The following is a 26,248-nucleotide window of genomic DNA, read 5'->3' as shown; positions in this document are numbered from 1 at the left end:
CATCTTCCTTTTCAGCTTACAATATGTAATAGTTTTATAATTATCTTTTTCGGCTATTTCTACTCTTAAAACAAAAGGCTTTGGATTATTCCAAAGCCTTTTGTTTTATCAACTACTCCTCTTACTCTTGAAACCGGTAGCTATTTAGATAGAACCTTGTTCATACTGCCGCTCTGATATCCTATTAAATCTAATGTAATATATTTGTATCCGTACTCTTGCAGCTCTTTTACGATCGAATCATGATGTTCCAAAATGGTACTCATATCAGCCGGTTCTACCTCAATCCTAGCAATATCCTGATGTGTCCTAACCCGAACCTGGCGAATATGAAGCGATTTTAAATAATCTTCTGCTCGTTCCACTTTTGTCAGCTTTGCTTTTGTAATAAACTCACCATAGGCAATCCTTGATGAAAGACAGGCTAATGATGGTTTATCCCAAGTTGGCAAATCTAAGTTCCGTGAAAGTTCTCTAATTTCTTGTTTAAACAATTCTGCTTCCTGAAGCGGTCCGCGGATCCCCTTTTCCTTAGCGGCTTGCATACCGGGACGAAATTCATTCATATCATCAGCAATGACGCCATATATGACATTTTGAAAGCCCTTTTCTTCCATGACGGGGATTAAATGTTCAAATAAACTGCTTTTACAAAAATAGCATCGATTTTTATTATTTTCTGCATAGCCGGGAATGGCCAATTCAGATGTTTCAATTACTTGGTGCCTGACACCAATTTTTTCAGCAATCACCTTTGCTTCTTTAAGCTCACTTGAGGGATAGCTTTCAGAGTCTGCTGTTACGGCCAGAACGTGATCTGCACCTAATGTGTCAAGCGCAGCCTTTAGCAAAAACGTACTATCTACTCCTCCTGAGAATGCTACAACAACCGATTCCATTTCACGGAGAATAGACTGTAATTTTTGATATTTCTCAGTTAGCATTGTCCTTTTCTCCCCTCCCCTTACATAAATCAATGCCGCCATTGTTACCATATTTCTTAGGGAGCAGAATTATGTGATTCCTTTTAGAAATAGCTAGCTCCAGCGCCTAGGCGCTTCCGCTTTTCTTTTTAAATTGTCATACTGCCGAATCCGCCATCGACCCGAATCATTGCACCAGTTACAAAGCTTGATGCCTTTTCTGAAGCAAGCCAAACAGTAGCACCTTGTAATTCTTCAGCTTCACCAAAACGTTTCATCGGGGTATGGCTCATGATGGATTCGATTCGTTCTTTGTCTAAAATTTTCCGATTTTGTTCAGCAGGGAAGAATCCAGGAATAATGGCATTCACACGAATTCCATTAGGTGCAAATTCACGTGCTAAAAACTGTGTTACGCTGTTAAGCCCTGCTTTTGAAACGGAATAAGTAAATACTCTTGATAGTGGTGTTGTCGAAGAAACAGACGATATGTTAATGATACTACCTTTTCGATCCTGCTCAATCATTCTTTTCGCAAAAATTTGGCAGGTAAGGACAATACCTTTTAAGTTAATATCCATAATTTTATCATATTCATCCATATCAAGCTCAAAGAAAGGTGTTGCACTATTTGTACCCGGTGCATTCAACAGAATATCCCAGCCACCAGACCATTGTTCAATTTCATTCGCTACTTGAACCAAGGAGTCTTTTGAGCTAACATCTGCGGAAAACGCCTTTGCTTCACCGCCGTTATTTACTATTTCCTTAACAACCTCTTCTGCTTTTTCCAAATTACGGCCAACAATCGCCACTTTGGCACCATGTTCTGCCAATCCTTTTGCCATCGCAGATCCTAATACCCCATTTCCCCCGATTGCAACTGCTGTTTTTCCTGTTAAATCAAATAAATTTGCCATGTCTCTCTCTCCTCGTTGTTAAAATAAATTTCCGTCTTCATCAAATGGGAACTCATAAAGTTCTGAACCCAGCTCCATATTTGGATGATTTGTTATATAGTCAAGCAACGGTTCGGATACTTCAATTTCACTTAACTTTAAAGTATTTTTAATGCGAACCAGTTTGACATTTCTAAAATCTAAGATATTACATGTTTTGACTGCCGCCTGAATCGCCTGTTTATCGTTTGGCAATGTCGTAGCTATTTTTGTTGGAGCTACGACGGTTGAAGTTAAACCGTTAGCATAGGTTCCTTCTAAATCCATTTTGTCTAGAAGCCGCTTAGTTGTAAAATCTGCAGTGCCAACCCCATTGGCATTGCCCTCTGATTGATGTGTTACATCGAGCACCACCATTTTGTTCACATCAGGGCCACCGGATGCATATGGAGTGGGATAACGGCCTGTAATATTTGGATCCATGCCATCACCGCTAATATTTTTGCCAATTTCGTCAATCACCAAGACATCTAATTGATCAAAAAATAGCTTTGGCAATAGTGCTTTCGCTTGTGTCTGTAATCCAGGTTCTTTTTCAACAATCTCTTCTTGCGTTAATGCTTCAACAATTGCCACTTTGTCAAAAGCATTTTCAACAGTAGCCACTCCAAAAAGAAATGGTGTTTTCTCCATAATGATTTTCGCCATGGCTGGCACATTTTCAGCCATATACTTAAAGCCCATTTGATGGCATGCTTCGGCCCCTTTTTGTTTCCCTAGGCCGATACTAATCATCTTCATAATTCCGCTTTCAACAGGACCCCGAAATGCCGTATGTGGTTTCACTCGATTGATTACCACAATGCCATCAGCTTCTGAGGCATATTTATCGACATATACAGGCAAACCGTTTGGCAATTCACTAATCTTAACTACTTCCATGGATGAGCGAATCTCACAACCGGCGCTTTCCTCTGTAACCCCAAGGTGTGCCAACACTTCTCTCTGACCTTCCGCAGTTGCACCCCCATGGCTTCCCATGCTTGGAACGATGAATGGCTTTGCCCCTAAATCTTTTAAGAACTGAACCGTTACGGCAGTCAATTCCACGAGGCGGTCAAGCCCCCTGCTGCCGACAGCAATGGCAATTTCCATTCCAGGCTGTACGGTCTTAGTAATCTGTTCCTGCTGCAATTTTTCCTTTAAAGCAGCAGATAGATCATCAATCATCTTGTCATCAAACTTCACATTGACTTTTGCCATTTTCGGTACAGGAATATCCTTTAATAATTCTTGAAGTATACCCACGGAATAACACACTCCTTTTCATTATGTAAGTGTTCCTCACTGGATTAATTTCCATGTAAAAAGTAAGAAAAGTACCCTTAAATTTTCACATCTGTAATCCCTTTCAAAAAATTAATTGAAATATTTATTATTATTTTCATTTAATTTGTTTACCAAACAAACTAATTACCTGTATAATATCATTATGCATACTTTACGTCAATAAATATGTAGCATTTTTACCGAATTTACGATCAAGGAGGAATTAGATGATAACTGGAGATGCTGCATTCATCAAAAAAATCAACCGATCATTAATCATCAGCAAAATTTTTGAAAATGGGATGATTTCTAGAGCAGATCTAGCAAAAATTACAGGTTTAAATAAAGCAACTATCTCTGTTCAAGCAGCTGATTTGTTAGCGGAGGATTTAATTATCGAAACACAGCAAGATCATAAGAATCTCGGAAGAAGACCGATCATGCTTTCAATAAACCAACAGGCAGGTTTTGTTCTTGGAATTGACCTTGATAAATATTCGATTACCTTTGCAATAGCTAATATTAGCGGCCTTCCTGTTCAGACAGATACAATTCAACTCGATACCTCTGATTATGCTGTCATTCTTGGATTTATAGCCAAGAAAATCAAGGAATACAAACAACAATGTTCGCATGCTCGTTATGGCCTTGCTGGTGTGGTAATTGGAATCCATGGGATTGTAAATAATGATGAGATGATTTATTTTGTTCCGCAGCACGGCTGGCACAACAAAAATTTAAAAGATGATTTACAAACCGAAACCGGTGTGAATATTTATATCGAAAACAATGCTAATTTGTGTTCATTTTCCGAAAGAGTGTACCACCATCATCAAAGTGAGAACTTGTTATCAATAAGTCTGTATTCCGGGATTGGTCTTGGAATAATGGTGAATGGCGATGCACTTAAAGGCTATCATGGCTATGCAGGTGAGATTGGCCATATGATTGTCGTCCCTGATGGAATACCGTGCAGCTGTGGGAATTTTGGTTGCTGGGAACAATATGCATCAGAGTCAAGCTTTATGAAACAATTATCTGAAAAGCTGAATACGCCTGATTTAAAGTATGACGATATTCGAAAATTAATCATGGAGCAAGAAACGATTACGTGTAAACAAATAAAACAATATATTAAGTACCTATCAATAGGACTAAATAATATTATCAATCTTTACAATCCCGAGATTTTAGTACTTAATAGTGAATTGCTTCGAATCTATCCGAATGCTGTAACAGAGATAAAAAATAATCTCACTTCAACCGTTAGCCATTATTGTGAGCTGCTGGTATCCGAACTAGGAAACCGAGCATGCGTAATGGGTGCATGTGCTTTAGCGATTAAACACTTTTTGGAAGTTTCTAATATTTATTTATCTCTTAATGAAGGAAAGGTATCCTAACACGAATAAGAACGAGGACGACCAATTCACAAAAATGAAATGTGAATTGGTTTTTACCTTTTAACTCCATACGTTATAACCATCCCAATTTCCCATTTCTATATTCAATCGGGGCCAAACCCTCTAATGATTTAAAGGTTTTATTAAAATAACTCTGATTCTCATATCCTAACATATCGCTAATTTCAAGAATGGTATAGTTTGTTTGCTCCAATAAATCCTTGGCCCGATTCATTTTCAGCTTCACAACAAATTTAACAAAATTCTCACCGATTTCCTTTTTAAATAATCGGCTAAAATAACTGGAATTAAGGTGCAGGTAATTTGCCACTTCATCTAAAGTTATTTTTCGGTGCAGATTATCTAAAATATACTTACAAGCATTTTCAATTTCTGCGTTAGAACAGCTTTTGGAAACATTACATTCAATCAGTTTCATCATTTGCAGTTTTAAATCCCCTGGATTTTCAGCAGGATTGCCCTTTCTAAATGAAAGTGAAATTCCAAATGTGTCATGAAAAATACTTTGTATCTTTTTAATCAAGCTGTTTATTTTTAGAATTTCCTCGTTTTCCTCCGTGCTTAATGAAACAAATAAAAAGGATTTCTCTTTTTCAAATTGACCATGAACTGCATTTACTGCCTCATTTTCAACTACTTCTCCGATGACATGGTGAACAAAATAATTAACCAAATCGGTTGATTGAAAATAATGTAGTACTGATTGAAATTGATTAATTAAACAAAGGATAACCATATAACGTTGATTTGGCTGCAAGCCTAGTAAATAAGCTTCATCCTGCCAAACATTCTGATTATGGATTGGATGATGAATGGTTTTATTAATAAACCTTTCTAACATTAGACCCTTGTTTTGTTCAATGGTCTGAGCCATTTGCAATTGATTCATTTTATTCTTCTTTTCATTGTTAAGTGTCTCTACAAACTGGCGTAGTAAATGGATTATATCATTTACATCCAACATATCTTTGAGAATATATTCTTGAACATTTAATTTAAGCGCCTGTTGTGCAAATCCGAATTCATTATGGCACGATAGGATTGTAACTAATAACGCGGGGTGTTTTTCCTTTAATTTTTTTGTTAGTTCAATTCCGTTTAATTTTGGCATGCCTATATCCGTTATAAGGATATCAGGCATATTTTCTTCCGCTTCTTTTAATGCACTCATTCCATTTTCATGTGTACTTTGCAAAATCAGTCCAAGCCCATCCCAGTCGATCATTTCTGAAAGGAATTCCAACACTGGATAATCATCATCTACTAACATCACTTTATACATGCCTTTCCTCCTCTGGAATTGGGATTAACATGGATACTTTGGTACCTTTGCCCGGTTCACTTTGGACCTGCATCAAAAAGCTATCACCAAAGGTTAATGTCATTCTTTCATAAACATTTGATAAGCCAATACTTGAAAAACCTCCGCTTCGTTTATCTTTACCGGAGGACTCTGCCATCGAATTACTGAATCCTTCCTGAATTCTTTTAAGTTGCTCCTTCCGCATTCCTGTTCCATTATCTTCAATTTCAATGGTGAAAATAGGATGGGAAAACTTTGCTTTAATCAAAATGTAACCTTCTTGCTCATTTAACCCATGGATGATAGCGTTTTCGATAATTGGTTGTAATATTAATCGTGGTAATTTAATGTTGGATGTTTCGATGGAAACTTCCATTTTCAATTCAATTTCATGTTTTTTCCGCATATTCATTAAACGAATATAATCTTTATTGATTGCTAATTCTTCATGAAAAGGGATCATCCCTTTTTGTTTATCGATAGTAATTCGTAAAAGTTTTGATAAGGAACTGATCATACCGGCACTGTCGTAATCACCTTTCATCATCACTTTCATACGAATCGAATTTAAGACATTAAACAAAAAATGCGGGTTTATTTGCGCTTGTAACATCGCCAACTCTGCTTGGCGTTTTCTCGTCTGGGTGAGAGTATTCTCCTCAATTACTTCATTAACCTTATCTAACATAAGATTAAAAGATGTGGATAGTGTGGCAATTTCATCGTTTCCTTGTGCTTCTGATCGGACTGATAAATCGCCATTTTGAACTTTCTTTGCTAAATTTTTCAAATCCACCAGACGATTTAATACTTTCCGTAAGAGATAGACAAGTAAAATTAAAAACAATACATATGCGATTGCTTGAATGAGGAATACCCGTTTGAAAATTGCGTTAATTTTCGATATCGCATGATCATAAGGATTAAGAGAAATTAATTTCCATCCTGTAATAGAAAGTTCACGAGTGTTAACCAAATACTTTTCACCTTTTATGGTCATCACATCTAATGTATTGCGCCCTAATCTTTCCGTCAATTCTTCAGTAAGTTCCCGATCAAAATAATGATTCTTTGCAATTAATTTATTTCTTTCATTAAGCAGGACCATGCTATGATCGGTATTTTCACTATTCAATATATCTATGATTCTATTTTCCATAACGGTAACTACAGCATAACCGTAGACACCAAGATGACTGTCACGTAAAGGTCTTGCTACCGATAATTGAAATTGATTGTTTCTTCTTTCAGATGCAATCATAGTCGGCTGGGGTGCAATCCAAATGGAGCGGTATCCTTTTAACCTGCTTAATATTTTAAACCATGGTTCCTTTTTTAGGTTAAGTGGATTAAATTCATGAAATGAATAGTTCGTGTAAAATTTCCCGTTTTTAAGCAGGATTGTAACATATGATTTCTGATCTAATAATGTAATTGTATCTAATTTCTGTTGTACCTTTTGATCATTTATGAATTCTTCATATTCTGTTCCACCCTCTATTGACGCTGAATGCCTGCTTGGATATTTAAAGATTGTGTTTAGCTCTGTGTCAAGCTGAATAAAATTCAGCGTGTATAACATATTTTCAAATTCCTTTTTCAAGTATTCATTTGTTAGTTTCAATTCATTTTGTGCACTACTAATAGCCTGTTCTTTCACAGCATCTTTTGTTAAATAATTGTAGATGGTAAATGTACTTATGGCTGGAAGGATTAAACATGTTATCGCAATTAAAAGCACTTTATCACGAAAAGACAGGGACGATACCATTTGTATCACTCGCATTTTCAACCTCCAACCTCCTTGCAATCAAAAAGATCGGGGCTGGAAAAGCGGGTATCGCCCCTGTCCCTATTATATACTCAACTTTATTAGTGAGATAGTTGAGAATTATCTATTTACTTGTTTTTATCGATTATTTCTTGTACAACCTTCTTAGAGTTCGCTACTGTTTCATCAAGGCTTTGCTTACCAAGGATTAACTTTTCAAACTCTGTGGAAAGTGCTAGGTCAATTTCCGATTGATATGGTACAGGTTTTCCAGATTTTGCTGAAATGATTGTTTGAACAGAGTGTATTAAAGACTCCTTATCAACCTTCTCAGGGCTCTGTGCCTCAGCAATTGTATCATTGATTAGTTTAACAACTTGGTCGTCTGTCGTTTTTTTCCAAGACGAAATATTTATGCCTTGAGCAATCTGACCTTCCGTTGTATACCATCTAACAAATTTATATGCTGCCTCTTTATGTTTGGAATTTGCAGAAATACCAACTATATCTCCATCAGCTATTGAATATGCGCCTTTTTCATTTGCTGTATTTTGCGGGAATGGAGCTACAGCAACATTAAAGTCAGCTGGAAAACGCTCTGATCCCCCCAGTTCTGGAATTAAAAAAGTACCCGTAACAATCATGCTAACTTGTTGTGTAAAGAATTGATCACGATAATTCATTTTTTGTGAAATCATTGAAGAATATGGGACCGCTGACTTGTCTTCCCTCTCCATTTTTAAACGCATTGCTAAAGATTCCTTATAAAGTGGGCTATCCATATTCGAAGTCCCATCTGTTTTCAAGAAACCAGCATCTTTTTCCTGGGATTGCATTTTCAAATTGATATAGTTTGACCATGCACCTTGCCACGGACCATGAAAGTAGGTTCCAAACTTTCCGTCTTTAGTCAGTTTTTTAGCATATTCCATGTACTCGTCCCATGTCCAACTTTTCGGAACTTCAAGTCCTGCCGCATCTAACCGGTCTTTATTTAACAAGACAAACCATGAAACATATTTACCTGGAAGACCGTAATATTTACCATTGATCTTTGTATCAATTTTATATTCATCTTCCATTTTATAGCCGTCTTTTTTAATAAATTCGTCTAGTGGTTCCAGCATACCTAAATTTACTCGCTGTGCGTAGTTAGGGGTATTTGTGAACATCACGACATCCATATCTTCCCCTGAGGCAGCAGCTAAGTCGATTTTTTTCAATGCTTCTTGACCATCTTGTTTTTCACTTAGTTGAACAACATCAACTTTGATATTTGGATATTTTTCTTCAAAAGCCTTGATTGTCCTATTCCATGCGTAGCCATCTTCATTACCATGTGTATGCAATTTAATTGTGACCGGTTCTTCCGTTTTTTGATCCTTTTGGCCTTTTTCAGCTGAACTTGAAGATTTTTCAGGCTTGCTGCAGGCAGCCAGAATTCCTAAAACTAAACTGAGGCTTAAAAACAATAATAGAATTTTTTTCATTTCCCTACCCCCTACTTGTTTTTTTTTATTTTTTGCTGCTGTGAAACCAAATTAACCTTTAACACCGCCAAGTGCAATTCCTTCAATAACCTGCTTCTGCCCAATAATGAAGACAATAATAAGAGGAAGAATTGACGATACAGCCGCCGCCATAATCAATGAATAAAATTCGCCATTTAATGATGTGAATTTTTGCATGGCTAATTGTATAGTGTACAATCCATCAGTCCGCAAGAAGATCAATGGATTTTGATAATCATTCCAAGTCCAAATGAAGCGTAGGATCGCATATGTAGCAATTGCCGGGCGGACGATTGGCAAAGCGATCGACCAAAAAATTCTAAAATGACCTGCCCCATCAATTTTTGCTGCATCGATATATTCCGAATGAATTCCCATAAAAAATTGTCTTAACATAAAGGTTCCTAATACACTAAAACTCCCCAAAATAATTAATCCTATATGACTATCAAAGAGCCCCAAATAACGATATAAAATAAACTGAGGTACCAAGATTGACTGTTGGGGTACCATGAAGGTAGCCAAAACGATGATGAAAAGGAATTTACCTGCTGGAAAATTCACTTTTGAAAATCCATAAGCAGCCATCGCAGATACAGTTACGGAAACAACCGTTGTGATGACAGTTATTTTAATTGAATTCCAATAATATAAAGCGAAAGGATATTTACCTAACCACACTTCTTTATAGTTTTCTATCCCATTCCACCTTTTTGGAATCCACTCGATTGGAAATTTAAAGACATCTGCCTCTATCTTAAATGAGGTCGATAGCATCCAAAAAAAGGGCAGCAAGAAGGCGATGCTTACAATAAAGGAAATAATCGTAATAATAATCTTCCGAATGTTTATTTTTTTCTCCATGGATTTTCCCTCCCCCTGTTGAGCTAGTTAATAATTCACCCATTTTTTCTGTCCAACCCACTGCACTAAGGTTATGATAAGCACGAAGAAGAATAGGACAACCGCAATCGCCGAGGCATATCCAATCTTTAAATTAACAAAAGCACTTTCATACAAATGCCATACAAGCATGGTGGTAGAATTAATTGGGCCACCCTTAGTTAAAACAGCAATTAAATCAAACACTTTAAAAGTACCAATTATTCCTGTGATTAAAAGGAAGAAGGTGGTTGGTGATAAAACTGGAAGCATAATATGCTTAAATTTATCCCATGCTCGTGCCCCATCCATATCTGCTGCTTCATAGAGCTCCTTTGGAATCGACTGCAGTCCGGCTAAATAGATGATCATGCTAAATCCAATTGACGCCCAAATTTGAATGACCATAACTGAGATTAGTGCAAAATCAGGATCTGCTATCCAGGTTGGTGGATTTTCGATGCCAAGGGAAAATAACAATTGATTGATCGGCCCCTCAGTGGGATTAAATAGAACCTGCCAAACAACGGCAATGGCGACGATACTTGAAATATAAGGCATAAAAAATGCTACTTTAAAATAACTTTTAGCATACACATGTTTATCAATGACAATGGCAATGATTAAAGCGAATAACATGGATAATGGAACCGTCAGTAGAAAGAGTAAATTGTTCAACACCGATTTTAGAAACACATCATTTTCAAAAAGCGCTTTAAAATTATCCAATCCAACCCACTTGATTGATTTAAATCCAACAATGAAATTCCAATCTGCAAAGCTTAATAGGAACGTTGCCAGGATAGGTAAAAGCGTTAATACACTTACACCGATCAACATAGGGGAAACAAACAAAATACCTGTCCAACTCTCCCGTTTTTCAAAGGCACTTTTCCTTTTCTTGACTTTCACCTCAACCTCTACTTTTTCAAGAACTGTTTTTGCTTCAATATTCATATTCCTCACCTCTCCTAATCTGTTTCAACATTGCTGGTTAGTTATTGATGACCCATCGCGTCCTTTCCTTTTTTTGTAGTTTCACTGATTGAACCTCTATTTTTTGAAATAACCGCAAAGTGAAAAATGTTATAATACATGCTAAACCACTTGCAAAAAAGAGATAACCCGCCATTGGAAGGAACACAAATAAAAATAGTAAGGAAATAATAGAACTAAGCATCATAAAAGTATAAAAGGGATACGTTATTCCGATAAGAAACGCCATTTTCAAGGTAGTAAACACCTTCTTGTTTACCTGAAGATAAACCGGGAATACATAAATCAGCGTTATCCCATATAAACAAGTACTGCCAATGAGAATTCCTTTAGCAATCATTTCCATGGTGCCGGATAGATAGTTGGTAAATAGCCAATCAGTATACAAAATTATTGGTATGATTAGTAGAACGATTCCCAACCGGTTTGCTCGTTTAAATTCCTCTTTATACACCTTCTTAAACGAATTGAAAACCCTTACATTTTCACCAGCAAGATAACCTTTCATAACTGTAAACATGGCAACCGTTGCAGGAAATATCCCTGCCACCACCAGCCCAGCGATAGTAAATAGAATCCAAAGGAGATTAAGATAAAGCAATTTAACAACCCAGTCACAAGCAGTATTTATATTATTTATTAGTCTGGTAGTTTCCATCGTTCCTCCCCTATTGATTTATATTTTCATTTGTTTAATGACTATATTAACAATTGTATGAAAATTATAAAAATAATCATATAGAATATTTTTACCTATTCGAAAATATTTTGACATTTCTAGATGCTCTGAAATAAACTTACTGCAATATCTTGAAAAAGGGATATGAAGAAGAGAAAATGTTTGATACATTAACGGAGAAACTCCAATGTGAGTGCTATATATGAAAAAGGCAGCTGTTTCAACAGCTGCCTTTCTCTTATTCTTAAAACCAATCACCAAATCCTAATTCTTTTAAGTGCTTCGCAGAAATATCAAGGCAATCAAAGGGATCGCGGCCATAGGTGTTATCTTGTTCAACTAAGAAATACTGTGCCCCACTTTCAAGTCCAGCTTCCACAATTGCTTTGATATTAAGGTTACCTTCACCAAGCTCTGCAAATTCAATGGTATTCGTAAAAATATCCATGAATTTAGCCATGTCATTAAAGTCTACTTTACTTAAATCCATTTGTCCGATACGATAATCTTTTAAATGCAATAACGAAATCCGGCCTGCATATTGTTTAACAAACTCGACAGGATTTTCGCCAGCTCTTTGAATCCAGTGAACATCCAATTCAAAGCCAAGTTTAGAAGTATTATTTTTAATAAGATCTAACAGATAGACACCATCATATTTTTGGAATTCGAGATGGTGAGTATGGTAATACAATTCGATACCGTACTCAGCTAATTTATGAGCCATTGCCTCTGCTTTTTCAATAAATTCCATGATTTTATCTTTATGGCCCATAACGGTTAATGGAAGCATTCCGATACGCAGGAAGTTACAATCAAGCGCTTTACAATCACTCACAATTTTATCAAAATCATTTGTTAGAGTCTCACCAGGTGCACCAGGAAGCATTGGCTCTAAAGCAGCTGACATAGCAGCAATTTTAATATCAAAGTCTACACTCGCTCTTCTTAATTCGGAAACATTTTCTGGAGTCATAGGAATTTGCGAAACTTCTACCGCATGATAGCCAAGCTCACTAACTTTTCTCATTGTTTCATAGGCACCGAGTTCTTCCACTTTGCCCTTAAGCATCATCATTTGTACGCCAATTTTACCTTTATTCATAGCTTATCCCTCCATTTTGACTGTTTGTTTTGATTCAGAAGACTTGCGAATAGCATCAATCATTTGAATCGATACAAGTGCATCTTTGGCATGAACATAGTTGTCCGAATTCTCTTCAATACATTGATGGAAACGGTGAATTAACTTCTTATGGCTGGCACCGTAATAAAATTTAGTTCCTGGGACTTTTGCATCCTCAACTAATTCTTCTTTCTTTCCGTCTTCATTTACTCTAGTTAAAGTACTATCTTTAATCGTGAATTTGCCTTTTTCAAAAATAACTTGAAGTTCGACGCTTGAATTCACGGCATTTGCATTCGTAGCAAAGAACAAACCAGTGGCACCGCTTTCAAATTGAATTCGTGCTGATGCAGTGTCTTCTACTTCGATTCCGAAGTCAAGCAGCTGATCCACACTGCCGCGGATTGTCTCAATCTTTCCGCCAAGTAATTGCATTAAATCCATTGTATGAAGAGCTTGATTGATCATCACCCCGCCGCCGGCATATTTCATTTGCCCGCGCCATGGCTTCACTTCATAATAGGATTTAGGTCTATGCCATGATACAAGCCCCTTAATCCCCTCAATTCTGCCAAACTCGCCGCTGCCTGCGATTTCTTGAAGCATTTCAAACGATTCATTGTATCTGTTTTGAAAACAAACGCAAATTTTTGTATTCGGATGTCTTTGCTCCAGTTCCACAAGCTCCAATGCTTCTTCCGTATTTAATCCGAGCGGCTTTTCAAGAAATACATGGACACCTTTTTCAACGACTGCCTTTGTCACCGGATTATGCAAATAATGCGGAAGACAGATATGAACAACATCAAGTTCTTCCGACTCCAACATTTCTTGATAGTCTGTATAAAAGCGCGCTTCCGGGACAATGTTTCTAGCACCTTCGTCTAAATCACAAACTGCAGTCAGTTCCACATTCGGGTTTGCTTTTATGGCTGGCAAATGGATATTTGAAATGTCCCCAAGCCCAATTAATGCTGCTTTTAACATAAGCTTTTCCCCTTTTTGAAACGAACTCAGGCGCCTTTTTATGCGCCCTGAGTTCGTTTCATGTGATTGATTACTTTCTAACCGGATATTTACCTTCTTCGGCAATACGTTTATTTAATTCTTCTAAGAATAAATCCTCATCAAATGGCACTTCAATTTCTTTTCCTAACCAGCTTGACAAGTGCATGGCATTTGCAAGTCTAACCCCATTAATGCCGTCGCTGCCAGGAGCTAATAATGGTGTGCCTTCTACAATTGCAGAAGCAAAGTCTTCTAATACTGCAATGTGCTGTTCGCCCCAAACATTGCCAAAATCAAGTACTTCCTCAGTGAAAATATCACCAGCACCGCCGCCCATAAACAGCTTCATAACATCTGACATATCCATGGAATTGCTCATTTCATTCTCAGATTGTTTCAGGCGCTTGATGGTAACTTTCTTACTATCATCTACCACGATTTTTCCTTTATCGCCATGGATTTCTAAACGGTCTGTCCCTACTACATCGTGTGTCTTAGTTACAAATACACCAGTAGCACCATTTCCATAATCAAATACTGCAGTTACATCGTCTTCAACCACAATATCTCTTTGATAACCATAGTTTAATTTTGCATAAACCTTTTTCGGCATACCGCAAATCCATTGAAGCAAGTCAATTTGGTGTGGCGCTTGGTTTACAAGGACACCGCCGCCTTCTCCGCCCCAAGTTGCTCTCCATTCACTTTGATTGTAGTACCCTTGAGGTCTCCACCAGGTAGTAATAATCCAGTTGGTACTGCGAATGTTGCCAATCTCACCATTATCAATAAGTTCTTTTACTTTTTTATAAAGTGGATTTGTACGCTGGTTAAAGAAGATTGCAAACTTAAGTTCAGGCTTTGATGCTGCAAAGTCGTTTAACTCTTTCACTTGTTTTGTATAAACACCAGCTGGTTTTTCCACTAATGCATGAATGTTTCTTTTTAGTGATTCGATTCCCATTTCAGGATGTAGATAATGCGGAACAGTTGTAACGACTGCATCAACATCACCACTTTCAAGCATATCGATATAATTATCGTAGAAAGGAACACCAGGATACTTTTCTTCTGCCACTTGTTTTTTAGCAGGATCATTATCACAGATCGCACCAATCACCATGTTTTTAACTTTGCCTTCAGCGATGAAATTAGTGTACATACCACCTTCTGCACCTAATCCAATAATCCCTAATCTTACATCTGCCATAATTAAATTCCCTCGCTTTCAATTTTGTTAAGAATTTCTAATAACGCTTCATATTGAAGCTTGTAGCCGCCGGCACCGTCTAGCCCTTTGTTGTCCTTAATAATTTCGGTTGCATCTTCAAGTTCTAAATCCTTTAAAGAATCAAAGAGAACAAGATGTGGCTCAAGAGTTAAAAAGCCTTGATAGCCGCTCTTAATAAACTGAGCTAACAATTCAGGTATTTTACCTTCACCCGTTCCACAGACAACATTTTGACTATTCTGTGTTACAGCATCCTTTATGTGTATATAACCAACCTCATCTTTTAAGAGATCGTAACACTCCTGTGTATCTTCTCCGCACTGTACGAAATTAGCAAAGTCAAAAATTCCTTTGAAGTAAGGAGATCCTACTTCTGTTAAAATCTCATGACAGCGTCTACCGATATCACCAAAGATATCCTTTTCATTTTCATGCAGCAAAATCACATTGTATTTTTCTGCAATAGCTGCAAATTCCTTTAGCTTACTAACTACCTCATCACGATACTGATCTGCATCCTCACCCTTAGGAATATAGAAGCTGAAGATTCGCATATATTTGCAATCGAGCAAGTTGCTTATTTGGCAAAGCGTGTCCAACATCTGCTTTTGCTTAGCAAAGCCTTCTTCATCGTTGATGAATACTTTACCGATAGGTGAGCCGACGGAAGAAACACCAATTCTAGCTTTTTGAAGCCTTGGCTGTACCTTTTCTTTGATTTCATCAACTGTAAAATCACCAATATTTTTTCCATCAATACCACGTAATGATAGATACCGCATGCCGAGGTTTGCAACCACCTCAAGCTGTGTATCAAAATCTGACGAAATTTCATCAGAAAAGCCTGAAATCAAATAATCTTGATTCATTTACACTGAATCCCCCTTCGCTAAAGATCTGCTGGATTTAAGTTTGTTTTTTCGATAATGTGATGGTGTCACACCAACCTTTTCCTTAAAAAAACGGCTGAAATGGGCGACACTTTCAAAGCCTGCTGCACTTGATACCTCAGCCAAGGAAAGATTTGGTTCCACTTCTAACAAAAACTTTACCTGATTAAGCCGGCAGCCCATTACATATTCCATCACAGTAAAACCAGTTACTTCTTTAAAAACATGTGAAATATAATATTTACTTAAATTTAGTTCAGATGAAATTCGATCCAAGCTAATTTTTTCAGCAAAATGGAGATTAATCCATGATGCAATTGCCTCAGCATGGATTTCCTTTTCTGTCTTATTACTTGGAACATGTGCTAATTCTTCTTGACTCATTTTATAAATTTTGACGAGCATTTGAACTAGTTCGAGCTTTACTTCAGCCTCTAACAGATCATTATTCGTATCAGCCTGCTGCATTTCTTCATCCATCTGTGCCAGGAGCCCGACAATTTTCTTTATCTTTCGGTCAATATATTGGCCAGATTCATTGTATCCAGTTCGTAGTAGATAATTATTGAGCTTTTTAAATGGATCCAATAAATTAGGCATCCCTAGAACAGCAGCAATTTCTGCAATCCAAGTTGGTGAAAAATGAAGCATACTTCTTGTATAGGTGCTCTCTATTTTCGGATTTGGTTTATGCAGTGTCATGCCATCCAAAAGGATGATATCACCCGGCTCCAGTTCGTAAATCCGATTACCAATCAAATACTTACAATCGCCTCCACAAAAGAAATAAATTTCATATTCATGATGGGAGTGATACTGAAAGGAATAGGAATGTACACCTTGGACTCTGTAAGCTGCAGTGATCCATTTATTCATCATGCTTTGATTTTTTAGAGCTGTTTCCAAATCCATAGCACCCATACCTTCCTAAGTAAGCGGTATCAATTTACAATTTAATTTTAGACCTTAATACCTTAAAAATCATTCTCTCGAAATGCTTGATTTGAATTTTTATTTGACTGATATTGCTTTTTACAATGAAATCTTAGTCAATAATAAAGAAAAAAGAGACAAAACAAGCCTTTTCATGCCTTGTTATGTCTCTTTTAAGAAAAATATGGGTAAGCTTATTTTTCCATCCAGTTTGTATGGAAGATTCCTTCTTTATCAACACGTTGATACGTATGGGCTCCAAAGTAATCACGCTGTGCTTGCAATAAGTTTGCAGGAAGCGTTTCAGTACGATAGCTGTCATAGTAAGCAATTGCGCTTGCGAATGATGGTACTGGGATTCCGCGCTCAATCGCAACAGCAAGTACTTGACGTAATGCTGATTGGTACCCCTCAACAATTTCTTTAAAGTATGGATCTAATAAAAGATTTGCTAATTCTGCGTCACGATCGTAAGCATCTTTAATTTTTTGTAAGAATTGGGCACGGATGATACAGCCGCCGCGGAAAATCATCGCAATATTTCCGTATTGAAGATTCCAATCATATTCTTCAGATGCAACACGCATTTGGGCAAAACCTTGTGCATATGAAACAATTTTGCTCATATATAATGCTTTACGAACTGCTTCAATTAATTCTTCTTTATTTCCTTCAAATGGTTTTACCGCTGGTCCATTTAGAACTTGACTAGCCTTAACACGTTCTTCTTTCATTGCTGAGATAAACCGGGCAAATACAGATTCTGTGATAATTGGCAGCGGAACACCTAAATCTAAGGCGTTTTGGCTTGTCCATTTACCTGTTCCTTTTTGACCAGCAGTATCTAGAATCAAGTCAACCATTGGTTTACCTGTTTCTTCATCAATTTTTGTAAAAATATCTGCTGTAATTTCAATTAAGTAGCTGTCTAGCTCTCCTTTATTCCATTCAGCAAACACATCATGAAGTTCTTCTGTACTTAAACCAAGTACATTCTTCAAAATAAAGTAAGCTTCGCAAATTAATTGCATATCACCATATTCAATTCCGTTATGAACCATTTTCACATAATGACCTGCACCGTTTGGTCCAATATACGTACAGCATGGATCTCCTTCAACCTTTGCTGAGATTGCCTCTAAAATTGGTTTAACTAAATCATATGCGTCTTTGTTACCGCCAGGCATAATGGAAGGTCCTTTTAATGCCCCTTCTTCACCACCGGAAACACCAGTGCCGATAAAATGGAACCCTGCATTGGCTAGTTCTTTATTACGTCTAATTGTATCTTGGAAGAAGGTATTCCCGCCATCAATAAGGATATCGCCTTCTTCAAGGAATGGTTTTAATGATTCAATCGTTCCATCTGTTGCATTACCAGCTTTAACCATCAATAAGATTTTGCGTGGTTTTTCTAATGAATTAACAAATTCCTCAACTGTACGGGCCCCGACAAAGTTTTTACCTTCTGCTTCATTTTTTAAAAATGCTTCTGTTTTATCATATGAACGGTTAAAAACGGCAACCGAATAGCCGCGGCTTTCAATATTTAAAGCAAGGTTTTTCCCCATTACCGCTAGGCCAACTACACCAATTTGTTGTTTTGACATATTAAATCCCTTTCCTTTCTAAAATCAATATTATCCTATTCTAACCTATTTTTGATATTAACTCATCTAATTAAACACTTATTTTACATATGTAATCAAGGGGGAGAAACCTCAAAGTGGCTCTCCCTGGCATTTAAGAAGCCATTATCTTTCTAAAAAGAATTTGTCGGCATTATGATAGCAAATATTCCGTACCATTTGTTCCATATGCTTCATGTCATTCGGCGCCAAGCCTTGCTCTACCCATCCACCTAGAATGTTACAAAGAATGCGACGGAAATAATCATGACGTGCATAGGAAAGGAAGCTTCGTGAGTCTGTCAGCATACCAATAAAGTGGCTGAGTAAACCAACATTAGCAAAGTCCTTCATTTGTCTTTCCATGCCATCGATATGGTCTAGGAACCACCAGCCAGAGCCTAGTTGGACTTTTCCTGGTATACCTTCTTCATAGAAGTTCCCCATCATCCCTGCTAATACGACATTATCTTTTTGATTTAAATTAAACAATACTGTTCTTGGTAAGGCATTTTCCTGATCAAGTGCATCTAGGAAGCGGGACAAGCCTTCCGCCATATTGGCTTCGCCAACCGAATCAAATCCTGTGTCAGGGCCAATAAGTTCTTTCATTTTGGTGTTGTTGCTTCTCATTGCACCCATATGCAGCTGCATTACCCATTGTTTTTCAGCATACATTTTTCCTAATTCTTTCAAAACAAAAATCCGATACGCAACTAATTCTTCGTTTGTAAGTTGCTCCCCGCTTATACGTTTATTGAAAATGGCTTCAACCTGATCCTTCGTTGTATCCACATACTCCATTTTTTGAATATCATGATCGGAAGCACGGCCGCCGTTTTCATGGAAATATTCAACCCGCTGTTTAAGCGCAGCTAAAAAGCCATCGAATGTATCCACATTTACACCTGAAACCTGAGCTAATTTTTCAATCCAGCTAGTGAAAGTAGGACGATCAATGAAAAGCGCACCATCAGGACGGAATGTTGGAGCGATCATCGTTTTAAATGAATCATCATTTTTTAATAATTGATGGTATTCAAGGGTTGAAATCGGATCATCTGTTGTACCAATAAATTTCACATTAGATTTTTCAATGAACGCTCTTGCGCTAAATTCGGGCTTTTGTAATTTTTCGTTACACTCATCCCAAATCTCGCGGGCTGTTTCCGGACTTAGTAATTTATCAATGCCGAAATACATTTTCAATTCTAATTGTGCCCAATGATAAACAGGATTTCCGATTAAATGTGGCATCGTTTCTGCCCAAGCTTCGAATTTCTCCCAATCAGAAGCATCACCGGTAATGTATTTTTCCGCTACACCATGCATCCGCATTGTCCGCCATTTATAATGGTCTCCCCCAAGCCATATTTGGGTTATATTATCATATGACTTGTTTTCCCATACTTCCTGCGGATTTAAGTGACAATGAAAATCAAAAATTGGCGCCTCGGCTGCGGCATTTTCATATAGTTTGATCGCTGTGTCTGTGTTTAACAAAAAGTGTTCGTCTAAAAAGGACTTCATCATAATTCCTCCCGATTTACTGAAATGATTACTATTATCGTGCTTTTCTGTAAACCCTTTCAAGGCATTAAAAAAAATAAAAATTGCACTATTTTCTTTAATTTGTTTATTAAACAAATTAATTATATACTTACCATATCATGTTTAGGTTGCTTCGTCAATCGACAATTTATGAATTAATTTAAATATGCTAAACTATGCTTGTCATTACCTGTTATAATGGTAGTAGATTGAAAAAAAGGGAAACTCGCTGTTTGGTAAGTCCCTAAGATAGGAAAGTTTCCTTTCCTATCCGCTTAGAAATGGAGGAAAAGAATGGTTACCGGTGATGCGGCTTATATAAAAAAAATTAATCGCTCCTTAATCATCCGAGAAATTGTAAAAGAAGGAATGATTTCAAGGGCTGATTTATCAAAAGTCACTGCTCTAACACGAGCAACGATTTCAGCACAAGTAGCAGACTTACTAGATGAAGGATTAATTATCGAAACACAACTAGAGCATAATCATGTCGGCCGGAAGCCAATCATGCTGTCTTTAAACGGACAAGCTGGCTATGCACTTGGAATTGACCTGGATTATGGTCAACTATCATTTACCCTTTCCAATCTTCTAGGTCAGCCTATTTCTTCTACTACTATTGAAATAGATACTACAGACTACTATAAGATTCTGCATCTCCTACTTGAGCAGATTCAAAAATACAGATCTGATTGTACTGACAGCCGCTACGGGATTGTTGGAATTGTCATTGCTATTCACGGCCTTGTTGCGACAGACGAACATGTTCATTATGTCCCAAGGTTTAATTGGCATGATGTACATTTAAAAAATGATTTAGAAAAAGTACTGGGTATAAATATTTATCTTGAAAACAATGCCAATCTTTCTGCTTTTGCCGAGAGAGTGTTTGTTCACCATGAAACGAATAATCTTTTATGTGCTACCCTCTATTCTGGTATCGGCCTCGGGATGATGATGAACAGCGAATTTTTTCGCGGTCATGATGGGTACGCAGGTGAAGCTGGTCACATGATAATCATGCCAGGTGGAAAGCCATGTAATTGTGGTAACAAAGGATGCTGGGAAAAGTATGCCTCAGAATCAAGCATTTTTGAATATCTTTCTGAACAAAGAAAGATCAAGAATCTAACTTATGAACAAATTCAAAGATGGATTGATGAAGGTGATGAAGAAGTGCACGAATTGATGGAGCAATTTATTTACTACCTATCAATTGGATTAAATAATATGATTAACATGTACAATCCTGACGTACTTATATTGGATAGTGAATTGCTTCGGATTTATCCGAACTCTTTAGAAAGAATTAGTAAAAATCTACATTCTTCCATCAGTCACTATCGTGAATTATTGATATCTTCGATTGGGAAAAAATCCAGTAGCCTTGGAGCATGCGCACTTGCTATTAAACACTTCCTTGAGGTACCGATGCTGAATTTTTCTTACAATGAGCAAAAGGAGAAAAATGTAAGCGCAATCAGCTAATACATTTCTTTAAAAAAAAGAACCCCCTATAGCTGCGAGCTAAAATAGGAGGTTCTTTTTATTATGCACTTTTTAAACTAGTGTCTTTTCTGGTTTTCAATTCTTCAACGATCATATTATAGCGTTCGTCTGATAAATTATAAACTACAATTAAAATAACACATGCAATCAGGTTAAAACCTGCTGGGATAAGGAACATTAAGCTTTTTATTCCTAAAAGCGCTTCAGCAGTCTGCTGTGCATTTGGTACATAGCCAATTAATCCAAGAGCAACACCTGGAATAAATCCGGCAAGTGCTTGCGCCAGCTTTCGGAAGAAACTGTAGGAAGAATACACAACACCCTCCGTACGTTCTCCTGTTTTCCATTCATGGTAATCAATTGTATCTGCTACCATAACCCATGGTAATCCAAGTGCAAAGCTCAATCCAAAACTTCCGATTGAAAGTAGGGTAAGAAAAGTTGGAACACTTGCAGGAAGAACAAAGTTCAAGGCATCTGCAACTATGCCAATAACAAGGCCAATAATGAATGTTTTTTTCTTGCCAAACTTTTTAACAAATGTTGGAATAAAGAATGACCCAATAACAGCTATTCCTACACTAGTAAATGAAAGTAATGTCATAAGACCTGTATTATTTAAATTATATTGTAAATAGAAAAGCTGTACAGCGGTGCGAAGGTTACTTGCTGCCACCATAAATAAACAAACAAAACAAAGGGCAATAAGCGGTCTATTACTTAATAATAATTTAAACAAACGTGACATCGGAATTTTATCCTTACCCGTTTTAGGCTGACCAACAACATTTTCTGTTGTATTGCGATAACAAATATAGTGGAAGATTACACCGACAACAGCCATAACCCCGATTCCAACTGCATAGCCAGCTTTTACATTTTCAAAATGTGAAATGATTGGGATTACGGTCATCCCCGAAATTAACAGGGCAAATTGGCTGCCAATCGCTCTAAATGATCCAAGGGAAGCACGGTCAACCGAATCCTGGGTCATGGAAGCTGCAAGCGATCCGTAAGGGATATTGACAATCGAGTATGCAAGACCGAAAAGCATATAAGTAATAAAAGCAAAGGCTATTTTGCCGCCGCTGGAAAAATTAGGAGCTGTGAACGAAATAATAGTCATAACAGCTAGTGGAATAGATCCGAATAATAGGAATGGACGGAACTTACCACGCTTGCCTATTTTCCGTTTATCAACAAATGCGCCAACACTTGAATCGGCAAACGCATCAAAGATTTTCGAAATTAAAAATACTAAACCGCCCCAATAAGCAGAGATCCCCAATACGTCCGTATAAAACTTAAGCAAATAAATTTGCCCCATATCAAACATGAATCCGTTTCCAACATCACCCAAACCATAGGAGACTTTTTCTTTTACAGTTAATTTCTTTGCGCTATTACTCTCCATGAAACTGCGCTTCCTTCCCTTTTCAAAGTTAGTGAATTTTTCCACTTGTAATCCTTTTCAAAAATAGTTAAACCAATTACTTTTTAATCAAATTATTAAGCGCTTAATTAATTTGTTTAATGAACTAACTAATTAATTTACAGTAATTAGAATACCACCTTCGACATTTTTCGTCAATAAATTTTGTAAGCGGTTATCTTAAAAAGTTATGCAATTTTTGAAAGTTTTTTTATTAAATAAAAAGCCCCGATCTCATATTTTCATGAGTAATCGGGGCTTTTATTATTGAATCTTAACTAGTTCCAATAAAGTGATTTAGTTTTATACCTTTCTTCTTTCAGCTAAATCAGTAGATAGTTGAAGTGTACGTTTCTTATTCAAAGGATATAAGAAAACTAAAATTAAGAAAATCACTGCTAAAATAATGGCTGGTACTAATGTACCTAATGTATGAATCCCTTGTAAAGCCTCTTGGGTTTGCGTTGCACTTTTTGAGTTATATCCAACTGCTGCAATTGCAACACCACCGATTCCCCCTGCAATCGCCTGTCCAACTTTACGTGCAAAGGAATAGATTGAGTAAACGGTTCCATCTTCACGTAAGCCTGTTAAATATTCATGGTAATCGATTACATCGGTAACAAATGCCCAAACAACTAAGTTAAAGAAGGCATATCCAAACATTGCTACAGTTAAGATTCCAATAAATTGATTTTCATGTAAGTTAGGTAAGAAGTATAAAAGCGCATACACAACAGTTGCAAGTAATAGACCACCTGATGCAGTTTCCTTTTTACCAAATTTAGCTACTAACGGCTTTACAATTGGCATTGCGACAAGAACAGTTGCGGTTTGTAATAGTCCAACCATACTTAATGCTTTAGCGTTTCCAAAATAATCTTTAAACAAATATACGTTGACTGCACCAATCATCATAAAACAAACCATAAAAGTAAGCGATGCAATAAGGATCCATAACAATGGTTTATTTTTTCCAAGACCTTTAACTGTTTTAGCGAAATTTACCTTTGGCTTTTCGTTTTCATCCGCCACTATACGTTCAGTCGTCATTTTATAACATGCCATATAACAAGATATTGAAAGGATACCGAAAATAATAGCGCCCATTAGGAAATGGTTGGCATCTGCCTTGTTGTCAACAAACAAGATTAATGGTCCGATTACGTTGATAATTAATCCAGCCAAGGTACCGCCTAACGTTCTGAAAGTTGAAAGAGTAGTACGTTCTACTGGATCATTTGTGATAACTGACGCCATTGATCCGTATGGGATATTAACTGTGCTGTAAAGTGTTCCCCATAAAATATATGTGACAAATGCCCATGCAAGATAAAATCCATTAGACATTCCAGGAATATGAACGAACATTAACACACCTGAGATGACAAGCGGGAAAGACATTCTGAAAATCCATGGTTTAAACTTACCATGTTTTCCAGCCTTTCTCGTATCAATAAAACGCCCCCAAGTAACATCAGCTACAGCATCCCATAAACGAGCTACTAAAAAGAGAATTCCAACAATGGCTGCACTAATATGATAAACATCTGTATAGTAAACCATTAAAAACGAGCTTACAAGAATAAAGAAGAAATCATTACCCCAATCACCAAACATATAACCCAATTTATCCCTCATCCCAAAGGGACGGACAGCATTTCCAATGATATTTGTTGCTGAAGTATCCAATTTTTTAGCAGGTTGACCCATTTCTTACCCCTCCATTTGATTAGCTGTTTTTGGGAGTTATCTCCTACAAAATACGCTAAATTTTCTTTAGATTTTCCTTTTCCCTAAACATGTAACCCTTTTCAATTATGTTTAAAAAATTTTTCCAACTCGAGATTGGTTTTATATACCATTAATTTGTTTATTAAACTTACAAATTAATTTGTAAATTTAGAATATCACCCTTCTTTCTATTCGTCAATAACTTTTTGTAAGCGCTAATATAAAAATTCTTTTGAATCTTTCGGTACAGTTATAAAGAATAAATGAAAAAAAGGATGTACATCGTAAAATTTATCACGACAAACATCCTCTATTTCTTTTAATCTAAAAAAATTCTGCATTTCCGAATAATTATTACTTCTTATTTTGAGCTAAGCCAGTGGTTTTTCCTTCCATTATGACACGATCAATATCAAGATATGGCTTGCCTCGTATTGCCTCATTTGTAACAATTTTTACTGTTTCTTTCTTCTTCTCCTTCATCAATCCATACCTCCAATGTTCACTGTTAAAAATAGTTTGTACAGTTTGTTAATGGTTAACTCACATCATTGTTAAAAGTCACTTAATGTTCAAGAACTTCACGCTTTGTTCAATATTGAGCAAAGGTTTCTTTTCTATAATAAAAGTATTAACGAAAATTAAATAGATGGGTTGTGTTGGAATGGAAAAGCTGCTTTATGTTACTGCGAATCCAAAGGGGTTGGAGAAATCAAAGGGGCTGCAAATTGGGGAAGCCTTTCTTGAAGCTTTTCAGCAAGAACGTCCAGACGTAGAAATAATGAAAATGGATTTGTTTACTCTAGATTTTGCACAAATGGATGCTGATTTGGTTTCGGCAAGAGGAAAATTAGCTGGTTATGGCTATACATTGGATCAGCTGACAGATACAGAACGGGCAAAAATCCTAAAAATGCATGCTCTTGCAGATGAGTTTGTCACGTACGACTATTATGTTTTTGTTTCTCCCATGTGGAACTTAAATTCACCTGCCGTTTTAAAAGCATTCCTTGATAATTTATTTGTATCTGGAAAAACCTTTGCACATACATCTAATGGACCAAAGGGACTGCTATCAAATAAAAAGGCCATCCATATTCAAACAAGAGGCGGGCAATATACCGGCACCCCATTGCAGGAAATGGAATCAGGCGACCGCTATTTAAAAATCGCCCTTCGCTTCTTGGGGATTGAGGTAATGGACACTGTAATCGCGGAAGGCTTCGATTTATTTCCACAAAAGGTACCAGAAATCATTGAAAAGGCGAAAGATAATGCTCGACTGGCAGCTAAAGAATTAGCTAAAGGCATTGCAGTTCAAGTGTAATAATTAACAATCATGAAAGCTTCCTTATGGGGAGCTTTTTTCATTTCACATTCTTTTACTTTCTATCTTTGTCAAAAATATCAAATTCATAGTATAATTGGAATGCTTTAAACTAATATAATAAAATTATTTTTGTACAAAAATAAAATGTCTTTTCATTAA

22 protein-coding genes are annotated in these 26,248 nt (G+C 36.8%); 3 read left to right on the top strand and 19 right to left on the bottom strand.

Annotation, left to right across the window (positions count from 1 at the left end):
• Positions 1 to 140 precede the first annotated feature (140 nt).
• The 3 genes from larE to ACIQXV_RS17555 all read right to left on the bottom strand — a co-directional run bounded on the left by larE (position 141) and on the right by ACIQXV_RS17555 (position 3,130).
• Positions 141 to 944: an ATP-dependent sacrificial sulfur transferase LarE gene (gene larE / locus ACIQXV_RS17565; RefSeq protein WP_402960529.1), complete on the bottom strand. Its 804-nt coding sequence runs from the start codon at positions 942 to 944 to the stop codon at positions 141 to 143.
• Positions 945 to 1,072: 128 nt separating this feature from the next.
• On the bottom strand, positions 1,073 to 1,843 hold the full coding sequence (locus ACIQXV_RS17560; protein ID WP_402960527.1) for an SDR family oxidoreductase: 771 nt from the start codon (positions 1,841 to 1,843) through the stop codon (positions 1,073 to 1,075).
• A gap of 18 nt (positions 1,844 to 1,861) precedes the next feature.
• Positions 1,862 to 3,130 carry a nickel pincer cofactor-dependent isomerase, group 22 gene (locus ACIQXV_RS17555; RefSeq protein WP_402960525.1) on the bottom strand — a complete coding sequence of 423 codons (1,269 nt, stop codon included), beginning with the start codon at positions 3,128 to 3,130 and terminating at the stop codon, positions 1,862 to 1,864.
• 248 nt (positions 3,131 to 3,378) lie between these two features.
• On the opposite strand from ACIQXV_RS17555, the gene ACIQXV_RS17550 reads away from it, so the two are divergent.
• The gene (locus ACIQXV_RS17550; RefSeq protein ID WP_402960523.1) at positions 3,379 to 4,554 is read left to right on the top strand and encodes an ROK family transcriptional regulator; all 1,176 of its coding nucleotides are present in this window, start codon (positions 3,379 to 3,381) and stop codon (positions 4,552 to 4,554) included.
• A gap of 73 nt (positions 4,555 to 4,627) precedes the next feature.
• Here the strand turns inward: ACIQXV_RS17550 and ACIQXV_RS17545 are convergent, their stop codons facing one another.
• The 13 genes from ACIQXV_RS17545 to uxaC all read right to left on the bottom strand — a co-directional run bounded on the left by ACIQXV_RS17545 (position 4,628) and on the right by uxaC (position 20,063).
• The gene (locus ACIQXV_RS17545) at positions 4,628 to 5,857 is read right to left on the bottom strand and encodes a response regulator transcription factor (protein ID WP_402960521.1); all 1,230 of its coding nucleotides are present in this window, start codon (positions 5,855 to 5,857) and stop codon (positions 4,628 to 4,630) included.
• The gene (locus tag ACIQXV_RS17540) at positions 5,850 to 7,664 is read right to left on the bottom strand and encodes a sensor histidine kinase (protein WP_402960519.1); all 1,815 of its coding nucleotides are present in this window, start codon (positions 7,662 to 7,664) and stop codon (positions 5,850 to 5,852) included. The genes ACIQXV_RS17545 and ACIQXV_RS17540 overlap by 8 nt, the downstream gene beginning before the upstream one ends.
• A 113-nt stretch (positions 7,665 to 7,777) precedes the next feature.
• Positions 7,778 to 9,139, bottom strand: a complete 1,362-nt coding sequence (locus ACIQXV_RS17535; RefSeq protein WP_402960517.1) for an ABC transporter substrate-binding protein — start codon at positions 9,137 to 9,139, stop codon at positions 7,778 to 7,780.
• Positions 9,140 to 9,190: 51 nt separating this feature from the next.
• Positions 9,191 to 10,024: a carbohydrate ABC transporter permease gene (locus ACIQXV_RS17530; protein ID WP_402960515.1), complete on the bottom strand. Its 834-nt coding sequence runs from the start codon at positions 10,022 to 10,024 to the stop codon at positions 9,191 to 9,193.
• 27 nt (positions 10,025 to 10,051) lie between these two features.
• On the bottom strand, positions 10,052 to 10,999 hold the full coding sequence (locus ACIQXV_RS17525; protein ID WP_402960513.1) for a carbohydrate ABC transporter permease: 948 nt from the start codon (positions 10,997 to 10,999) through the stop codon (positions 10,052 to 10,054).
• Positions 11,000 to 11,036: 37 nt separating this feature from the next.
• Complete coding sequence (locus ACIQXV_RS17520) at positions 11,037 to 11,696, bottom strand: YesL family protein (RefSeq protein WP_402960511.1); 660 nt, start codon at positions 11,694 to 11,696, stop codon at positions 11,037 to 11,039.
• Between the two features lie 265 nt (positions 11,697 to 11,961).
• Positions 11,962 to 12,822, bottom strand: a complete 861-nt coding sequence (locus tag ACIQXV_RS17515) for a sugar phosphate isomerase/epimerase family protein (protein ID WP_402960509.1) — start codon at positions 12,820 to 12,822, stop codon at positions 11,962 to 11,964.
• Between the two features lie 3 nt (positions 12,823 to 12,825).
• Positions 12,826 to 13,830, bottom strand: coding sequence for a Gfo/Idh/MocA family protein (locus ACIQXV_RS17510; RefSeq protein ID WP_402960508.1), 1,005 nt, complete (start codon positions 13,828 to 13,830; stop codon positions 12,826 to 12,828).
• 70 nt (positions 13,831 to 13,900) lie between these two features.
• Entirely contained in the window at positions 13,901 to 15,061 is a 1,161-nt protein-coding gene (locus ACIQXV_RS17505) for a Gfo/Idh/MocA family protein (protein ID WP_402960506.1), read from the bottom strand.
• Between the two features lie 2 nt (positions 15,062 to 15,063).
• The gene (locus ACIQXV_RS17500) at positions 15,064 to 15,951 is read right to left on the bottom strand and encodes a sugar phosphate isomerase/epimerase family protein (RefSeq protein WP_402960505.1); all 888 of its coding nucleotides are present in this window, start codon (positions 15,949 to 15,951) and stop codon (positions 15,064 to 15,066) included.
• Positions 15,952 to 16,884, bottom strand: coding sequence for an AraC family transcriptional regulator (locus ACIQXV_RS17495; RefSeq protein WP_402960503.1), 933 nt, complete (start codon positions 16,882 to 16,884; stop codon positions 15,952 to 15,954).
• Between the two features lie 215 nt (positions 16,885 to 17,099).
• Complete coding sequence (gndA, locus tag ACIQXV_RS17490; protein WP_402960501.1) at positions 17,100 to 18,515, bottom strand: NADP-dependent phosphogluconate dehydrogenase; 1,416 nt, start codon at positions 18,513 to 18,515, stop codon at positions 17,100 to 17,102.
• A gap of 144 nt (positions 18,516 to 18,659) precedes the next feature.
• On the bottom strand, positions 18,660 to 20,063 hold the full coding sequence (gene uxaC, locus ACIQXV_RS17485; RefSeq protein ID WP_402960796.1) for a glucuronate isomerase: 1,404 nt from the start codon (positions 20,061 to 20,063) through the stop codon (positions 18,660 to 18,662).
• A 315-nt stretch (positions 20,064 to 20,378) separates the two neighbouring features.
• Here uxaC and ACIQXV_RS17480 point away from each other — a divergent pair, with 315 nt between their 5' ends.
• Complete coding sequence (locus tag ACIQXV_RS17480; RefSeq protein WP_402960499.1) at positions 20,379 to 21,572, top strand: ROK family protein; 1,194 nt, start codon at positions 20,379 to 20,381, stop codon at positions 21,570 to 21,572.
• A gap of 61 nt (positions 21,573 to 21,633) precedes the next feature.
• Here ACIQXV_RS17480 and ACIQXV_RS17475 read toward each other — a convergent pair whose 3' ends face one another.
• The 3 genes from ACIQXV_RS17475 to ACIQXV_RS17465 form a co-directional block, all read right to left on the bottom strand.
• Entirely contained in the window at positions 21,634 to 23,007 is a 1,374-nt protein-coding gene (locus tag ACIQXV_RS17475; RefSeq protein ID WP_402960497.1) for a glycoside-pentoside-hexuronide (GPH):cation symporter, read from the bottom strand.
• A gap of 321 nt (positions 23,008 to 23,328) precedes the next feature.
• Positions 23,329 to 24,738 (bottom strand): MFS transporter, encoded by a 1,410-nt coding sequence (locus ACIQXV_RS17470; RefSeq protein ID WP_402960495.1) that lies wholly within the window; start codon positions 24,736 to 24,738, stop codon positions 23,329 to 23,331.
• 375 nt (positions 24,739 to 25,113) lie between these two features.
• Positions 25,114 to 25,242 (bottom strand): hypothetical protein, encoded by a 129-nt coding sequence (locus ACIQXV_RS17465; protein WP_402960493.1) that lies wholly within the window; start codon positions 25,240 to 25,242, stop codon positions 25,114 to 25,116.
• 181 nt (positions 25,243 to 25,423) lie between these two features.
• Here ACIQXV_RS17465 and ACIQXV_RS17460 point away from each other — a divergent pair, with 181 nt between their 5' ends.
• Positions 25,424 to 26,086 carry an FMN-dependent NADH-azoreductase gene (locus ACIQXV_RS17460; RefSeq protein WP_402960491.1) on the top strand — a complete coding sequence of 221 codons (663 nt, stop codon included), beginning with the start codon at positions 25,424 to 25,426 and terminating at the stop codon, positions 26,084 to 26,086.
• The last annotated feature ends 162 nt before the right edge of the window (positions 26,087 to 26,248 follow it).

It is taken from the genome of Neobacillus sp. NPDC097160 (genome assembly GCF_044762155.1).
Classification (GTDB): Bacteria; Bacillota; Bacilli; order Bacillales; family Cytobacillaceae; genus Neobacillus.
This window is presented reverse-complemented; position numbering and strand designations above follow the sequence as displayed.

Excerpts from the sequence above, each read along its gene's own strand:
- ACIQXV_RS17505 (WP_402960506.1), bottom strand. The coding sequence starts at position 15,061 with ATGGCAGATGTAAGATTAGGGATTATTGGATTAGGTGCAGAAGGTGGT.
- ACIQXV_RS17465 (WP_402960493.1), bottom strand. The coding sequence starts at position 25,242 with ATGAAGGAGAAGAAGAAAGAAACAGTAAAAATTGTTACAAATGAGGCA.
- ACIQXV_RS17500 (WP_402960505.1), bottom strand. The coding sequence starts at position 15,951 with ATGAATCAAGATTATTTGATTTCAGGCTTTTCTGATGAAATTTCGTCA.
- ACIQXV_RS17560 (WP_402960527.1), bottom strand. The coding sequence starts at position 1,843 with ATGGCAAATTTATTTGATTTAACAGGAAAAACAGCAGTTGCAATCGGG.
- ACIQXV_RS17535 (WP_402960517.1), bottom strand. The coding sequence starts at position 9,139 with ATGAAAAAAATTCTATTATTGTTTTTAAGCCTCAGTTTAGTTTTAGGA.
- ACIQXV_RS17545 (WP_402960521.1), bottom strand. The coding sequence starts at position 5,857 with ATGTATAAAGTGATGTTAGTAGATGATGATTATCCAGTGTTGGAATTC.
- uxaC (WP_402960796.1), bottom strand. The coding sequence starts at position 20,063 with ATGAAGTCCTTTTTAGACGAACACTTTTTGTTAAACACAGACACAGCG.
- ACIQXV_RS17550 (WP_402960523.1), top strand. The coding sequence starts at position 3,379 with ATGATAACTGGAGATGCTGCATTCATCAAAAAAATCAACCGATCATTA.
- ACIQXV_RS17540 (WP_402960519.1), bottom strand. The coding sequence starts at position 7,664 with ATGCGAGTGATACAAATGGTATCGTCCCTGTCTTTTCGTGATAAAGTG.
- ACIQXV_RS17460 (WP_402960491.1), top strand. The coding sequence starts at position 25,424 with ATGGAAAAGCTGCTTTATGTTACTGCGAATCCAAAGGGGTTGGAGAAA.
- ACIQXV_RS17515 (WP_402960509.1), bottom strand. The coding sequence starts at position 12,822 with ATGAATAAAGGTAAAATTGGCGTACAAATGATGATGCTTAAGGGCAAA.
- ACIQXV_RS17530 (WP_402960515.1), bottom strand. The coding sequence starts at position 10,024 with ATGGAGAAAAAAATAAACATTCGGAAGATTATTATTACGATTATTTCC.
- ACIQXV_RS17475 (WP_402960497.1), bottom strand. The coding sequence starts at position 23,007 with ATGGAGAGTAATAGCGCAAAGAAATTAACTGTAAAAGAAAAAGTCTCC.
- larE (WP_402960529.1), bottom strand. The coding sequence starts at position 944 with ATGCTAACTGAGAAATATCAAAAATTACAGTCTATTCTCCGTGAAATG.
- ACIQXV_RS17495 (WP_402960503.1), bottom strand. The coding sequence starts at position 16,884 with ATGGATTTGGAAACAGCTCTAAAAAATCAAAGCATGATGAATAAATGG.
- ACIQXV_RS17470 (WP_402960495.1), bottom strand. The coding sequence starts at position 24,738 with ATGGGTCAACCTGCTAAAAAATTGGATACTTCAGCAACAAATATCATT.
- ACIQXV_RS17520 (WP_402960511.1), bottom strand. The coding sequence starts at position 11,696 with ATGGAAACTACCAGACTAATAAATAATATAAATACTGCTTGTGACTGG.
- ACIQXV_RS17480 (WP_402960499.1), top strand. The coding sequence starts at position 20,379 with ATGGTTACCGGTGATGCGGCTTATATAAAAAAAATTAATCGCTCCTTA.
- gndA (WP_402960501.1), bottom strand. The coding sequence starts at position 18,515 with ATGTCAAAACAACAAATTGGTGTAGTTGGCCTAGCGGTAATGGGGAAA.
- ACIQXV_RS17510 (WP_402960508.1), bottom strand. The coding sequence starts at position 13,830 with ATGTTAAAAGCAGCATTAATTGGGCTTGGGGACATTTCAAATATCCAT.
- ACIQXV_RS17525 (WP_402960513.1), bottom strand. The coding sequence starts at position 10,999 with ATGAATATTGAAGCAAAAACAGTTCTTGAAAAAGTAGAGGTTGAGGTG.